The sequence below is a fragment of the Pseudomonadales bacterium genome (genome assembly GCA_024234615.1).
In the GTDB taxonomy this organism is placed as follows: Bacteria; Pseudomonadota; Gammaproteobacteria; order Pseudomonadales; family IMCC2047; genus JAJFKB01.
Genome location: JACKNY010000002.1, coordinates 450996 through 465372, shown reverse-complemented (window position 1 = coordinate 465372; position 14377 = coordinate 450996). Strand labels below are relative to the sequence as shown.

13 protein-coding genes and 2 pseudogenes are annotated in these 14377 nt (G+C 46.9%); 10 read left to right on the top strand and 5 right to left on the bottom strand.

The window, feature by feature from the left end:
• Positions 1 to 442: 442 nt before the first annotated feature.
• Together H6995_11330 and nadB are read right to left on the bottom strand one after the other, a co-directional pair.
• Positions 443 to 793, bottom strand: a pseudogene (locus H6995_11330) (L-aspartate oxidase).
• 208 nt (positions 794 to 1001) lie between these two features.
• Positions 1002 to 2603 carry an L-aspartate oxidase gene (gene nadB, locus H6995_11325; protein ID MCP5215587.1) on the bottom strand — a complete coding sequence of 534 codons (1602 nt, stop codon included), beginning with the start codon at positions 2601 to 2603 and terminating at the stop codon, positions 1002 to 1004.
• A 372-nt stretch (positions 2604 to 2975) separates the two neighbouring features.
• On the opposite strand from nadB, the gene rpoE reads away from it, so the two are divergent.
• The 4 genes from rpoE to H6995_11305 are packed head-to-tail and all read left to right on the top strand — an operon-like array spanning position 2976 to position 5700.
• The gene (gene rpoE / locus H6995_11320) at positions 2976 to 3554 is read left to right on the top strand and encodes an RNA polymerase sigma factor RpoE (protein MCP5215586.1); all 579 of its coding nucleotides are present in this window, start codon (positions 2976 to 2978) and stop codon (positions 3552 to 3554) included.
• Positions 3555 to 3614: 60 nt separating this feature from the next.
• Positions 3615 to 4199: a sigma-E factor negative regulatory protein gene (locus H6995_11315; protein MCP5215585.1), complete on the top strand. Its 585-nt coding sequence runs from the start codon at positions 3615 to 3617 to the stop codon at positions 4197 to 4199.
• Positions 4200 to 4201: 2 nt separating this feature from the next.
• Entirely contained in the window at positions 4202 to 5224 is a 1023-nt protein-coding gene (locus H6995_11310) for a MucB/RseB C-terminal domain-containing protein (GenBank protein ID MCP5215584.1), read from the top strand.
• The gene (locus H6995_11305) at positions 5221 to 5700 is read left to right on the top strand and encodes a SoxR reducing system RseC family protein (GenBank protein MCP5215583.1); all 480 of its coding nucleotides are present in this window, start codon (positions 5221 to 5223) and stop codon (positions 5698 to 5700) included. The genes H6995_11310 and H6995_11305 overlap by 4 nt, the downstream gene beginning before the upstream one ends.
• Here H6995_11305 and H6995_11300 read toward each other — a convergent pair.
• The gene (locus tag H6995_11300; protein ID MCP5215582.1) at positions 5697 to 6164 is read right to left on the bottom strand and encodes a peroxiredoxin; all 468 of its coding nucleotides are present in this window, start codon (positions 6162 to 6164) and stop codon (positions 5697 to 5699) included. The genes H6995_11305 and H6995_11300 overlap by 4 nt on opposite strands.
• 119 nt (positions 6165 to 6283) lie before the next feature.
• Here H6995_11300 and H6995_11295 point away from each other — a divergent pair, with 119 nt between their 5' ends.
• The 5 genes and pseudogenes from H6995_11295 (at position 6284) to H6995_11275 (ending at position 11408) form a co-directional block, all read left to right on the top strand.
• Complete coding sequence (locus H6995_11295; GenBank protein ID MCP5215581.1) at positions 6284 to 7159, top strand: 4-hydroxy-tetrahydrodipicolinate synthase; 876 nt, start codon at positions 6284 to 6286, stop codon at positions 7157 to 7159.
• Positions 7160 to 7224: 65 nt separating this feature from the next.
• Entirely contained in the window at positions 7225 to 8304 is a 1080-nt protein-coding gene (bamC, locus tag H6995_11290) for an outer membrane protein assembly factor BamC (protein ID MCP5215580.1), read from the top strand.
• 35 nt (positions 8305 to 8339) lie between these two features.
• Positions 8340 to 9107, top strand: a pseudogene (locus tag H6995_11285) (MBL fold metallo-hydrolase).
• A gap of 12 nt (positions 9108 to 9119) precedes the next feature.
• The gene (purC, locus tag H6995_11280; protein ID MCP5215579.1) at positions 9120 to 9833 is read left to right on the top strand and encodes a phosphoribosylaminoimidazolesuccinocarboxamide synthase; all 714 of its coding nucleotides are present in this window, start codon (positions 9120 to 9122) and stop codon (positions 9831 to 9833) included.
• A gap of 144 nt (positions 9834 to 9977) precedes the next feature.
• Positions 9978 to 11408, top strand: a complete 1431-nt coding sequence (locus tag H6995_11275) for a hypothetical protein (GenBank protein MCP5215578.1) — start codon at positions 9978 to 9980, stop codon at positions 11406 to 11408.
• On the opposite strand, the gene H6995_11270 is transcribed toward H6995_11275, so the two are convergent.
• Positions 11395 to 12570: an FAD-dependent oxidoreductase gene (locus tag H6995_11270; protein MCP5215577.1), complete on the bottom strand. Its 1176-nt coding sequence runs from the start codon at positions 12568 to 12570 to the stop codon at positions 11395 to 11397. The genes H6995_11275 and H6995_11270 overlap by 14 nt on opposite strands.
• A gap of 2 nt (positions 12571 to 12572) precedes the next feature.
• The gene (locus H6995_11265) at positions 12573 to 13316 is read right to left on the bottom strand and encodes a glycerophosphodiester phosphodiesterase (protein ID MCP5215576.1); all 744 of its coding nucleotides are present in this window, start codon (positions 13314 to 13316) and stop codon (positions 12573 to 12575) included.
• Between the two features lie 167 nt (positions 13317 to 13483).
• On the opposite strand from H6995_11265, the gene H6995_11260 reads away from it, so the two are divergent.
• Positions 13484 to 14371, top strand: coding sequence for a B12-binding domain-containing radical SAM protein (locus H6995_11260; GenBank protein MCP5215575.1), 888 nt, complete (start codon positions 13484 to 13486; stop codon positions 14369 to 14371).
• The last annotated feature ends 6 nt before the right edge of the window (positions 14372 to 14377 follow it).

The following is a 14377-nucleotide window of genomic DNA, read 5'->3' as shown; positions in this document are numbered from 1 at the left end:
TATACCATCTAATCAGCTAACCTATTTTTTGTGGTTGCTACATTTGTTGGTCCTGCTGAGTCTCATGCAATTGCCGTTATCGATAATGGCGTTGTCGTTGGTTGTCCTCTTGGTTTTCTCAAGTGCTACATATTATCAGTATAACTATGTCGGATGCAGCAGATGTTGCCAACCTGAGGCACTTGTTTTAAGGGGGGATCATTGTCAGGTTATTATAAAAAATCAGGCAACCTATCTTGCCGAATTAAAGCAACGGCATTTTGTTGCTAACCGGTGGGTAATCCTAAATCTTAGTGTTCCTGGTAGACGTTGGTCTCAGTATGTTCTGATATGTCGCGATGCGACTGATGTCGACGCTTTCCGACAGTTAAAGGTGCGTCTGAGGTATCCTCTTTAAAAAGGATTAATGAGATTGCTGAACGGAGGAATCCGTCAAAGTACACTATTCCGCATAGTTTGCCGGTTTTAACAGGGTCGGTGCTGCCACCGCAGCAGTTTCCGGGTAATCGAGCGTATAATGCAAGCCTCGGCTTTCCTTTCTGCTCAGTGCAGAGCGAATAATGAGTTCTGCGACCGTTACCAGATTGCGTAATTCGATGAGGTCGCTACTGACTTTATAGTTGCTGTAGTATTCAGCAATTTCCCGCTTCAGCAAATTGGCACGGTGTTCAGCGCGCTGAAGTCGTTTATCCGTGCGCACGATACCCACGTAGTCCCACATAAAGCGGCGTAACTCATCCCAGTTATGCGAGATAACCACATCCTCATCGGAGTCAGTGACCTGACTTTCATCTCTTGCCGAATTAAAGCAACGGCATTTTGTTGCTAACCGGTGGGTAATCCTAAATCTTAGTGTTCCTGGTAGACGTTGGTCTCAGTATGTTCTGATATGTCGCGATGCGACTGATGTCGACGCTTTCCGACAGTTAAAGGTGCGTCTGAGGTATCCTCTTTAAAAAGGATTAATGAGATTGCTGAACGGAGGAATCCGTCAAAGTACACTATTCCGCATAGTTTGCCGGTTTTAACAGGGTCGGTGCTGCCACCGCAGCAGTTTCCGGGTAATCGAGCGTATAATGCAAGCCTCGGCTTTCCTTTCTGCTCAGTGCAGAGCGAATAATGAGTTCTGCGACCGTTACCAGATTGCGTAATTCGATGAGGTCGCTACTGACTTTATAGTTGCTGTAGTATTCAGCAATTTCCCGCTTCAGCAAATTGGCACGGTGTTCAGCGCGCTGAAGTCGTTTATCCGTGCGCACGATACCCACGTAGTCCCACATAAAGCGGCGTAACTCATCCCAGTTATGCGAGATAACCACATCCTCATCGGAGTCAGTGACCTGACTTTCATCCCATTCTGGTGCTATCGCAATGCTAGGGGCATGGTCGAGCTGAGCGATAATATCGTCGGCCGCCGCTTCTGCGAAAACAAAGCATTCCAACAGTGAATTACTGGCCAACCGGTTAGCGCCGTGAAACCCTGTGTAGCTGGTTTCGCCGATGGCGTAGAGTTGCTCAACATCGGTACGACCACGCAGGTCGGTGACTATACCGCCGCAGGTGTAATGGGCTGCCGGCACAATAGGAATGGGTTGCTTTGTTAGGTCATAACCAAAAGACAGGCACTTTTTATAAATCGAGGGGAAGTGATTTTGGATGAACTCATCGGACTTGTGGCTGATATCCAAATAGAGACAGTCACAACCCAGCCGTTTCATTTCGTGGTCTATAGCACGTGCGACTATATCACGCGGGGCTAACTCCCCCCGAGCGTCGAATTTATGCATAAAACGGCTTCCATCAGGCAACAGAAGCTTAGCGCCTTCGCCGCGTAATGCTTCACTAATGAGAAAAGACTTAGCCTGAGGGTGATAGAGGCAAGTGGGGTGGAACTGATTGAATTCCATATTGGCGACGCGGCAACCCGCTCGCCAGGCCATGGCGATACCGTCGCCACAGGCGCCATCGGGGTTGCTGGTGTATAGATAAACTTTGCTGGCTCCGCCGGAGGCAAGAACGACAAAGCGTGCTCTAAAAAGCTCGACATGTTCGGTATCACAATTAAGAACGTAGGCGCCGAAGCAACCTCTGTCTTCGAGACCTAGTTTTTCACGAGTGATTAAATCGATAGCTGTGCGGTGTTCAAAAAATTCAATATTAGGGTGCTCTTTGGCACGCTTTACCAGGGCGTTTGAAATTGCTCTTCCAGTAGTGTCGGCCTGATGAATAATCCGGCGATGACTGTGACCACCCTCTTTAGTGAGATGGTATTCCGTCTCAGTATCTTCGTTTTCTGTAAAAGGTACCCCTTGTTGAATAAGCCATTCAATACTGCGCTTGCTTCGCTCGACGGTAAAACGCACGGCATTTTCCACGCATAGCCCGGCTCCTGCGGTCAGGGTGTCTCTTACGTGCGCATCCACCGTGTCGGTTGAGTCCAAAACCGCAGCGACACCGCCTTGAGCATAATAGGTTGAGCCACCAAATACCTGGTCTTTACAGAGTACAGCAACATTTAAACTATCCCCCAATTTGAGCGCTACTGTCAGCCCAGCGGCACCACTGCCTATAACCAGTACATCATGTTGAAAAGTGGGGTTCATAAATAAGTAGAAGCTTGCTCTGAGATTAAGTAAGTTGTCGGCATTATATATTAACCAACAGTGTGGGCGGCAACCTGATAATTCATTATTCTGTGAAATTGATTAATTGTGGAGCATACAGAAAAAATTGCACTATTATTAATTCCCAATGTCATACCGCCAGCACAAAATAATTATGCCGGTATAACGGTGTGTTTTGGGTTAGAATAAGCCACATTTTTGGCAACCAATAAAAAGCATTACATTTTTTATGGTTTTTATGTTTTATTAAGAACTTCTGGGGAATCAAATGGTCTATCTGTCTAGCATTCGGCTGTCCGTCTACGCATATTTGAGTCCTGGTTTGTAGCCCTGACTGGAGTCGGAGAGAAAATGCTTAGGGAACAGGAGACCGATCAGCAATTAGTTGAGCGAGTCCAAAAAGGAGATAAGCGAGCTTTTGACCTGTTGGTATTAAAGTATCAGCATAAAATAGCAGGCTTGGTGAGCCGGTATATTCATGATAGCCATGAAGTACTTGATGTCTCCCAGGAAGCCTTTATTAAGGCGTATAGAGCAATTGGTAGATTCCGTGGTGATAGTGCTTTTTACACTTGGTTATACCGTATTGCGATTAATACAGCTAAAAATCATCTTGTCTCGCGGAGCCGTAGGCCACCAGATTCAGATGTTGAGATAGCCGATGCCGAATATTTTGAAGGCGCTAGCAAGTTAAAGGATAATGATTCGCCTGAAAATGAACTGTATAAGGCTGAGCTGGAAAAAACAGTGTTTAAGGCAATTCACCAGTTGCCAGAAGATTTGAGAACGGCAGTAACATTACGTGAATTTGACGGTATGAGTTACGAAGAAATTGCTGAAGTCATGCAGTGCCCTGTCGGCACAGTGCGTTCGAGAATATTTAGAGCTCGGGAAGCAATTGATAATCAAATTAGCAGTTTGGTTAACTAAAGAGTTATAGATAACATTAACAAAAGCATTAATAAAAGTGTGTATAAGAGGGAAACACAGATGACAGATAATCTGCGCGAATCTATCTCGGCGTTAATGGATAATGAAGCCAATGAGCTGGAACTTCGTCGACTGCTCACAAGTATGGAGAAAGATAATGAGGTGCGTGATACTTGGAAGCGTTATCAATTAGCAAGCTCAGCCATGAAGAGAAATTTGCCCAAGAATCTGCATGTCGACATTAGTTCTCGAGTAGCGCAGGCCATTGCCGATGAAGAGATTAAATTTGAGTCGGGCATTGTGGTGAAAAATGTTGGCTGGAATCGCTTTCTGAAGCCCGTGACGAGTGTGGCTGTTGCCGCTTCGGTTGCCGTTGTGGTTGTTTTTGGATCATTACAAATGAATCAGCCTTCCTCTGCTCCCGGTATTGCTGAGCAGGAAGCTTCTGATATTAATACACTTATTGCTGGTAGCAACCCAGCGTTGAAAGATGTCTTACCCGTCAGTGACGAAGCTTTAACGGTATCGCAAAAAAAGCTTAGGGAATTGATTGATACTCATGCTCAACAAGCGGATTTATCTCGTAGTCGTGCATTTATGCCATATGCACAATTAGTCAGCGATAGTGAATCGCAAAGGTATTAATGGTGCGAGTTGAGAAAACTGTGTCGCTTTCCAGCTTTGTTTGTAAACTCGGTTTACTCTGCTCATTGATAATCGGCACGGCATCTGCCGATGCCGTGTTAGCCGAATCTGAGGCTAGTAATTTATTCCAGCGTATTTCCGATGCCTTTCGTCAAAACAATTATGATGGTGTATTTGTTTATTCGCATGGTAGCAATATGGAAACATTACGCATCGTTCATCGGTTGGATGATGGTGCGGAGCGTGAGCGTATTGTGCGTATGGATGGCCCTAAACTTGAACTGATTCGCAATGGCGATCAGGTCACCTGTGTGCATACTGCCGATTGGAAAGGTGATGTTAATCACCGTATCCCAGCTGGTCCTTTTGCTAAAGCCTTTATTCGCGATGTCAGTCATTCCAGCAGTGGTTATCAGGTCGAGCTCATTGGCCAAAGCCGTATTGTGGGCCGAGAAGCCATGCGCTTTGCGATTACGCCAAAGGATGAATTTCGCTATGGGTATCAAATTTGGTTGGATAAGGAAACGGGATTGCTGCTGAAATCCGTTTTGTTGCATGCTAATCGCGTACTTGAACGATTCCAGTTTACTCAAATTGATCTTACCAATGAGATTACGGATGATGAACTAGATTTAGGTATTAAAGGTGAAGTGTTCAAGCATCAGCCTTTATTGCTCTCCGAGAATGAAACGATTGAACAAAAAAAGCCTAGCTGGAGGCTCACCTGGATGCCGGACGGCTTTATTATGCGCATGCAAGGAATACGACGAGCACATGGTGGTGACATGCAGGCCGATACGCTCACCTACAGTGACGGTATGACTGCATTTTCGATATTCGTTGAGAAAGCTCCCACTGAAGCACAGGAGCGGGTAGCTACTCAAAAAGGTGCAACGGTTGCCGTTGCTCGCGTTATAAAAAGTAATTCGGGTAACCATTTTGTAACGGTAGTCGGCGAAGTGCCCATGATGACCGCGCAGCGCTTGGCAGACTCGATAGTTCCGGTCGAGGAGACAGAAGAGTGATTGAAGAGCCGGGCCGAGTTGTTGCCGTTGAGGGTAAGCAAGTTTGGGTGGAAACGATACAGCAAAGCTCTTGTGGCGGTTGTGCAGCGAAATCTACTTGTGGTCAAGGGCTAGTTGCAAAATATACTAGCGGCAAGCGAAACCATATTCGTTTGGTAACTGATCAAAGTTTGAGGGTCGGTGATCAAGTCGTCTTGGGTATTCCAGAAAATACATTATTGAAATCGGCTTTTCTCGCCTATGGGTTGCCGTTGCTTTTGTTTATTGCGGCGGCTGGAGTAGCGGATAGTTTGTTTGGCGCACCTGAGCCTTGGGTGATAGGTATCGGCATTCTGGCTTTATGCTTAGGTTTTGTGCTGGTAAGGCTGATCTCTGGGGTTGGCGCTGGCAAGTCCTCATTTCAGCCACTCATATTAAAGGTATTGCCAGCGACAGAGATTACTGCGGGAGGTGACTGTATCGGATCGCTGCTCTAAAGCATTTTTACCTCACTTAACACTTCATCCGCATGACCTTTTACCTTCACTTTACGCCACTCTTTGCGCAGTACCCCTTCCGCATCAATTAAAAAAGTACTGCGTTCAATTCCCATGTATTTACGGCCATAGAGGTTTTTTTCCCGGATCACATCAAATTGCGAGCAGAGTTTTTCTTCTGGATCAGATAATAGTTCGAAAGGAAAGCACTGCTTGGCTTTAAAATTTTCATGTGCTTTGATGCTGTCTCTGGAAACCCCCAATATGACGGTGTTATTCGCAGTGAATTGATCGAAAAGATCTCGAAAATTCTGTCCTTCCGTAGTGCAGCCTGGAGTGCTGTCCTTAGGGTAAAAGTAGAGAACAATATTCTTCCCCCGCAATGTAGATAAGTTGATTTCCTGATCTCCAGTGGCTGGAAGTGTAAAATGTTTGACGGGTTTACCAATGGTTGGTGTTGACATAAGACTATTTTCCGTTAAATCAAGTGTAGGAATTCTAAGTAGAAATTATAGCGGGCTTCGCTTGTGATTGTGAGTCCTCGACATTACTATAACCCTTTATTTAGTCGGCGGAGTTTTGGATGATTGAAGGCAGTATAGTTGCGCTGGTAACCCCAATGGAAGAGGACGGCGCAATTGATTGGCAGGCGCTTGAACGCTTGATTGATTTCCATTTGGAGAATGGTACGAACGCAATTGTTGCCGTTGGTACGTCGGGAGAATCGCCCACGCTACCGGTAGATGAACATATTGCCGTTATCGCCGCTACTGTACAACGGGTCGCCGGCAGAATACCGGTAATTGCCGGGACTGGTTCCAATGCAACCTCGGAAGCGGTGGAATGGTCCCAATCTGCTAAGGAAGTGGGTGCTGATGCCTGCTTATTGGTAACGCCTTACTATAATCGCCCAACCCAGGAAGGTATGTATCAACACTTTAAGCTAATTGCTGATAGCGTTGATATCCCCCAAATTCTCTATAATGTTCCAGGGCGTACGACTTGCGATTTATTGCCGGATACTTTGGAGCGGCTTGCCTACCATCCTAATATTATCGGCATCAAGGAAGCGACGGGCGATTTGGAGCGAGGCCGCGAAGTGCTTGAGCGATGTTCTGATCGCTTAACCGTCTACTCCGGAGATGACGCGACCGCCATGGAGTTAATACTGATGGGTGCCAAAGGTGATATCTCAGTTACCGCAAATGTGGCACCAAAGAAAATGGCTGAAATGTGCAGAGCGGCAATTGCTGGTGATAGAGAAACTGCCGAACGCATCAACGCGAAATTGGAAGCACTACATCGGGATTTATTTGTAGAAGCGAACCCGATCCCAGTCAAGTGGGCGGTAGAACAGTTGGGGTTGATCAAGGGCGGCATCCGTTTACCTTTAACAAGATTAAGCCAGCAGTATCACGAAATGATTCATCGAGCAATGCAACAGGCTGAGGTCATATAATAAACATGTACAATCAACGAATGCTCAAAAATCCTATGCAGACTAAAGTGTTACAGAGACTCTTGATGAGCAAGCTGAAGCTAAGCCCACCTTTGATGGTTATCCCAATAATTGCTGCGAGTGCACTTTCTGGTTGCGGCTGGCTAATGGGAGATGAAGGTTATTTCCGCGATCGCAAACATGATTATCGCGAAGCAGAGGTATCTCAACCAATCAACGTGCCGGATAATCTGGATAAATCTGCAATTAAAGACTTATATCCGGTGCCTGGTTGGCAAGGTGCTCAAGCGTTTTCCAATGATTTTGAAGTACCTATGCCGGAAGCCTTTGTGACGAAAAGTCAGGGTGAAATTCGTGCATTTAAGTCAGGTAATCGATACTGGATTTCGGTTAATACTCAACCAGCGAGTGCCTGGGCGAAAGTGCGACGATTTTGGGAACTGAACAGCATCGAGTTGGCGCTTGAGGAACCTTTTAAAGGGGATATGGAAACAGTTTGGTTGTCACGGGAAAAGGAAAATATTGCCACACGCGATAAATTCCGAATTCGGGTCGAACACGGTATGCATGAAAACTCAGCGGAAGTGTATATCATGCACCTTGGCTTTCCGGCCACCGCCGTATTACCTGCTGCAGAGCAATTAGATTGGTCTGTCGTTAAGGAAGAGGATGAGTTAGCTGTCGCAATTATGCAGGAGCTTGCCAGTTTTCTGATTGATACCGAATATGAAGGTGCTCCTGCTTCCTTGTTGGCCCAGAGCTTTTCTGGCGCACCTAAGTCCTCGCTGAGTACTGATGCTTCAGGGAGAAAAATACTGGTCTTACAACTGAACTATGAGCGAGCTTGGGAAGCGGTCGGTAAAGCGATAGAAGATGCGGAAATAGAAGTAGCCGATAAAGATCGCAGCTCTGGGAATTACTACGTTAACTACTATCCCAACGCGGAAGAAAAGAAAGAAGGTGGGTTCTTCTCATTTTTACCTTTTGTCGGTAACGATGGGTCGAAAGGCAAAGCATTTAAATTTGTGGTGAACTTAAAAACGGAATCCGAAAAAATTGTGGTTGCGGTAGCGAGTGATGATGAAAAAATTGAAAAGGATCTGTCGGAAGCGGTGCTGGCTACTATTAGAGAAAATCTTATATAGTGACCTATCAGATGTCTGTTAGTTTAACATAAGGTATTTAGGTGCGTTTTTCGTCGCTCGGCAGCGGCAGTCGTGGCAATGCCACGCTGATTGAACATGCGAACACCTGCCTACTGCTTGACTGTGGTTTTACCCTCAAAGAAACCGAACGGCGGTTAGCGCGTCTGGACAAATCGCCGCAACAAATAAGCGCTATATTAGTTACCCACGAACACAGCGACCATGCTAATGGTGTGGGCCCCTTAGCGCGAAAATACGATCTGCCCGTCTACCTTACTGCTGGAACTTATCAGCAATCTCGGATAGGCCAGGTTAATCAGCTGCACAACATCAACTGCCATTCGACTTTTGCCATCATGGATATACAAATACAGCCGGTTCCCGTACCCCATGACGCGCGAGAGCCCTGTCAATTTATTTTCGATGACGGTGCAAAAAAGTTGGGTGTTTTAACAGATTTAGGTAGTATTACGCCCTTCGTCAAGCAAAGTTATCGTCAGCTGGACAGTTTGCTATTGGAGTGTAATCACGATCTCGAAATGTTAGAGCAGGGTCCTTATCCCCTTGCTTTAAAACGGCGTATAAGTGGCGAATATGGGCACCTGAGTAATAACCAGGCGGGGGGTTTACTCAGAGAAATAGAAATAAAGCACCTGCAACACCTAGTGATCTCTCATATCAGCGAACAAAATAATTCAACGCAGAGAGCTGTCAACGAGGTAGTTGGGGCGACTGGATGTAGTGAACATTGGTTAACCGTAGCTGATCAAACGTTGGGCTTTGATTGGCGAGTGATAAGTTAATTGGAGACAGAAATGGAAAAGCGTGAAGAGCTGTATGCAGGTAAAGCAAAATCGGTATATAAAACTGATGATCCTGATCGATTAATATTATTGTTTAGAAATGATACCTCAGCCTTTGATGGCGAAAGAATCGAGCAGCTGGATCGCAAAGGTATGGTGAACAATAAATTTAATGCGTTTATCATGCAGAAACTTGAAGCAGCGGGCATTCCCACACACTTTGATCGACTTTTATCGGATCAGGAAGCCTTGGTAAAGCGCTTAAAGATGATTCCGGTAGAGTGTGTGGTACGCAATATCAGCACTGGTAGCCTCTGCAAACGCCTCGGCGTGCCAGATGGAATGGAGCTGAACCCACCGACCTTTGAGTTCTTTCTTAAAAACGACGCGCTGCATGACCCGATGATCAATGAGTACCATATTCGTACCTTTGGTTGGGCTGAGGATGCCCATGTTGAACGTATGAAGGAGCTTACTTTTAAGGCCAATGATGTTCTCAAATCACTATTTTTATCTGGCGATATGCTGCTGGTGGATTACAAGCTTGAATTTGGCCTCTATAAAGGTGAGATTGTGTTAGGTGACGAAATGACACCTGATGGCTGCCGCATATGGGATAAAGCGACCAGAGAAAAATTGGATAAAGACCGGTTTCGTCAAAACTTGGGTAATGTGGTTGAGGCTTACGAGCAGGTGGGTAATCGACTGGGCTTAAAGTTCGATTAACCGGCTTGGTGATAGCGGTACTTTGAGGGCGCGGCTGCTAATGCCCGCCGCGCCCAGTATTTATCAGTTAAAATTATCCACCTCACTTCCATCTTCCCCCCGCTTTGCCCCAAACCCATTGACAGAAATAGGGTGGGCACATCATTGAAAAGTAACTCTTATCTTGTGCTGGACCAAGGTGGGCATAGCAGTCGGGCGCTAGTGTTTGATGCGAGTGGAAGGTTGCTAACACAAGCGGCAGTACCCGTGGCAACGGATAAACCCAAGTTAGATTGGGTCGAGCAAAACCCCGCAGAATTGGTTGAGTCATTAAGGCAGGCCGCTAATCTCGCTCTTCAGGGGCTGACGCAGGAGCAGCGCAACTGTCTGTTGGCTGCGGCGTTGGTTACCCAGCGCTCTAGCTTAGTGTGCTGGCATAAAATCACAGGAGAAGCGCTTTACCCAGTCATCAGTTGGCAGGATCGCCGTGGTGCTCAGTGGCTGAGTCAACAAAATATTGATACCAATTGGATACATCAACGCACGGGTTTAACCCTAAGTGCCCACTACGGTGCGAGTAAAATTCGTTGGTGCCTGGATCATCTCGCCCAGGTTAAACAGGCCTATGACAATGGCTGCCTAACATGTGGTCCTCTGGCCAGTTGGTTGATTGCGCAGCTCACGGACAGCAAGGCAGCAAGGGTTGATCCCGCTAACGCTTCGCGAACCCTATTGTGGAATATGGAGACTTTGGATTGGGACGAGGAGTTGCTCCTTTGTTTTGGTATTGAGCAATCCCTGTTGCCGAAGCTGACAGCAACGCAGTCTGATTACGGGCTGTTGGTGCTGGATGAAATTAGCCTACCGCTACGCTTGGTAAATGGAGACCAGTCTGCCGCAATTTTTGCAATGGGTGATTTATCCAGTGATACGGCTTACGTCAATCTAGGAACTGGTGCCTTTATCTCTGTCCCCTGGGCGCAAACCAAGGCTTGTCCGAAATTCTTGCTAAAAAGTCTGGTGCATCAAAGTGATACTGCGTGCTTTGTCGTCGAGGGCACGGTAAATGGTGCGGCTAGTGCATTGGATTGGGCGCAGCAGTACTGTGGTTTGGAGAATTTGGATCGGTTGGATGACTGGGCAATAAAGGAGAAAACAATCCCCTTGTTTATTAATGGTATCGCTGGCTTGGGTTCGCCCTATTGGTGTGAAATGTCTCCGGAGTTTGTTGGTGATGGAAGCAAGGAACAAAAACTCGTTGCGGTATTGGAAAGTATCGTATTTTTGTTACAGATCAATCTTGGCATCATGAGTAAAAATGGCTTTGACGGAAGTAAAATTCAGGTATCAGGAGGCTTATCCCAGTTAGATAGTCTCTGCCAAAAACTAGCGGATATCAGCGGCCTAATCGTTTTTCGTCCACAACAGGTGGAGGCAAGCGCGCGTGGTGCGGCGTTCTGGCTGGCGGGACGGCCAAGTGATTGGCAGGTGGTAGCGTCGGACAGATTTTTACCATCCAGGAAGGGAAGCATGACTATAAAGCGACGATTCTTAGCGTGGCAGCAAGTGCTGCAGGAGCGCCTTAAGCGCGCGTAAGCCTGATCTCCCGTGTGTTGACTAGCGCATCACGGACACTTAAATTTTTTCGGATCAGCTTTACTACTTTCTCTGCGGTAGCGCGGTAACTGGTTAATTTGCCACCATAAATACTAATGCAGCTGGGTTGTTTTGGTGAGTCACAAACTAACTGAGTTTCGCGTGAACGGTAAAAAAGGCCGCGCTCTGATTTCGGTAACACGCGTAAACCAGCGAAACGTTCTAGCACTTCCAGGCTTAAGTTTGGAAAATAGTGCTCAATGATTCTGAGTAGATACGCCTCCTCTTCAGGCAGCGGTGTGACTTTGTTCGGATCACCCTGAAATAAGGTTTCCGTAGTACCCACCAAGGTATTGCCGTACCAAGGCATGGCGAAAACTGCCCGGTGGTCAAGTGGCGATTCCAGGTAAAAACAGTAGTTAGCTAATTCTCCCTGAATGACAATGTGCGCACCCTGTACTAAGTCAAGCGATAGCGCAGGCGGTGCGGGCGTGATGCGCGCATTGACCTGATTTACCCAGGGGCCACCAGCATTGATTAGGACTCTGCATTTAATCTGGCGAGGTTCGTCACTATCTTTCTGTCGTATCCTAAGGGTATAGCCCTGACTGTTTTTTTCGGCGTCTATAAACTCCGTGCGGCAAAGTGCCTCGGCGCCGAGGTTTTGTGCTGAGCGAACCACCGCTTGTGTCAATAGACGATCATCGGTCTGAGCATCCTGATAGACATAAACCTGCCTTAAACCTACGGTATTTAATAGGTTGAGCTGACGCCATTGATCTTTAGGTAAACAGTGAAATCGGCAGGCATTGCTAGCGCCCGCTAGTAACGCATAGAGCGTTAACCCCAAGCGAATCTGCCAGCTCTTGTAAGTCGAGTTCTGATACACGGGAATATAAAAACCTTGGCGGTGTACCAACTCCGGCGCATTGCGTATGAGCAGCTCGCGTTCACGCAGACATTCCCAAACCAAGCTCAATTCGCCGCTTTGCAAATAGCGCAACCCGCCATGGATGAGTTTGCTGGATTTACTCGAGGTGCCTGCCGCCCAGTCGCTTTTTTCCAGAATTAGCGTACGGTAACCAGCCGCCGCAGAAGCTTGCGCGACCCCTGTGCCATGGATGCCACCACCAATAATAACAACTTCATAATCCTGGTTCATGTTTAAGAGTGAAATCTCTTATCTAATGCCTGTTGAAGTTCCACAAAAGCAAAGGTTTCGATCATGTTAGCGCCACGTTCAATCAGCTTAATGGCAGTTACCGCCTTATCAATTTCATAAATTACCAAGCGAGTATGGGGTAAACCGATCGTCCCAGTTCGCGGTAACTGTTTGTAATCACAAAAGATGTAATCGGGCTTGATGGTTTGGAGGGGGGGGGATTCTATGTCACGCCAGCGCTCCACCACCACCCCCAAACTTGGCCAGGCGGTTTGGTAGGCATATTCAATAAAAGGTATAGAAAAACTGATTAAAGTGCATTGCTCAACGATCGGCATTAATAAATCGGTTACCCGTCGATACAGCACTTCAATACCCTGTTGCTGAATAGCACAGCGCTTTATTTCGATAAAGGCGTGAACTTGCGGGTGAGCCACCAGAAGCCTTACTAAATCGGCTAAAGGAGTAATCTTCAGGTCGATAAATTTATCGCCAAAGCGTTTGGGTTCATATGCCGGAATAGTGATCAGCTCGGCAAAGCTGTAATCATGAATAGCGCCTTTAACGCCGCTGATACGACGCATGTGGTTATCATGGTAGAGCACCGGCACCTGATCCTGGCTTAGTTGAATATCCGTTTCCACATATCTTGCTCCTGCGTGGATGGCCTCTGCCAGACTAAGTAGAGTATTTTCCGGGTATTGCGTCTGATGGCCACGATGGGCGACGAGTTTGATTGGATTCATAGTCCCTGCCTGCTGCTAACAGTATGGAGCATAAATAAATGAATGCCAAATGAAGGCTCCAGTTGACCATCATCTGACAAATCAGTTTTAAAAAATAGTGTTTCTTATTGCCTGACGACAAAGCATTGCCGACAATGGCGATTAAATGATTGAAGAGAGGTTATCCCGTGTTTCCCGAATATATTGAGCCGTTGTTTCGACCACCTAGTGAGGCTCGATCTTTGATATTACAGGTCACCAATGGCTGTTCTTGGAATAAATGTACCTTTTGCGAAATGTACACCGCGCCACAGAAACGATTTCGCCCGAAGCCGCAGGATCAAATTGAGCAGGAGCTTAGTAGTATCGCTGCTTCTGGGCAGTCTATCCGGCGTATCTTTTTGGCTGATGGTGACGCTATGACATTATCGACCCGCCGACTGTCGGAAATTTTACAGGCGATTAATCATTACCTGCCCAATGTACAGCGCATCTCATCCTATAGTCTGCCGCGAAACCTGAAAAACAAGACGGTGGAGGAATTAACAGAATTGCGGTCGCTGGGCTTAAGCCTGATGTATGTAGGTTGCGAAACCGGTGATGATTTGCTGTTGGCAAAGATCAAAAAGGGTGAAACCTACGAGAGTTCGTTGCAGGCTTTGCTTAAGGCCCAGCAAGCGGGCATAAAACGTTCGGTAATGATCCTCAACGGCTTGGGTGGTAAAAAGTATAGCGAGCAGCATGCCGTTAACTCTGCACGTTTGATGAACGCCGCGCAGCCTGAATACCTGTCAACTCTGGTGGTTTCTTTTCCTCATGGCGTGGCGCGTTACCAGCAAGGTTTCGGTGGTGATTTTATCGCGCTGAATCAACTGGAGCTTGCGCAGGAAATGGAGCGTTTGTTGACCACGCTGGCGCTGGAGCAAACGATTTTTCGTAGCGATCATGCCTCCAACTATTTGGTGTTAAAAGGAACGCTCAATCAAGACCGTGACGAGTTACTTGAAATTGTGCGTATGGCGCTTGAGCAACCTGGCTCGATACCTTTGCGGCAGGAATGGCAACGGGGTATTTAAGGGGCC

Coding starts and splice junctions, on each gene's coding strand:
- rpoE (MCP5215586.1), top strand. CDS start 2,976: ATGCTTAGGGAACAGGAGACCGATCAGCAATTAGTTGAGCGAGTCCAA.
- H6995_11300 (MCP5215582.1), bottom strand. CDS start 6,164: ATGTCAACACCAACCATTGGTAAACCCGTCAAACATTTTACACTTCCA.
- H6995_11265 (MCP5215576.1), bottom strand. CDS start 13,316: ATGAATCCAATCAAACTCGTCGCCCATCGTGGCCATCAGACGCAATAC.
- H6995_11315 (MCP5215585.1), top strand. CDS start 3,615: ATGACAGATAATCTGCGCGAATCTATCTCGGCGTTAATGGATAATGAA.
- bamC (MCP5215580.1), top strand. CDS start 7,225: ATGAGCAAGCTGAAGCTAAGCCCACCTTTGATGGTTATCCCAATAATT.
- purC (MCP5215579.1), top strand. CDS start 9,120: ATGGAAAAGCGTGAAGAGCTGTATGCAGGTAAAGCAAAATCGGTATAT.
- H6995_11270 (MCP5215577.1), bottom strand. CDS start 12,570: ATGAACCAGGATTATGAAGTTGTTATTATTGGTGGTGGCATCCATGGC.
- H6995_11295 (MCP5215581.1), top strand. CDS start 6,284: ATGATTGAAGGCAGTATAGTTGCGCTGGTAACCCCAATGGAAGAGGAC.
- nadB (MCP5215587.1), bottom strand. CDS start 2,603: ATGAACCCCACTTTTCAACATGATGTACTGGTTATAGGCAGTGGTGCC.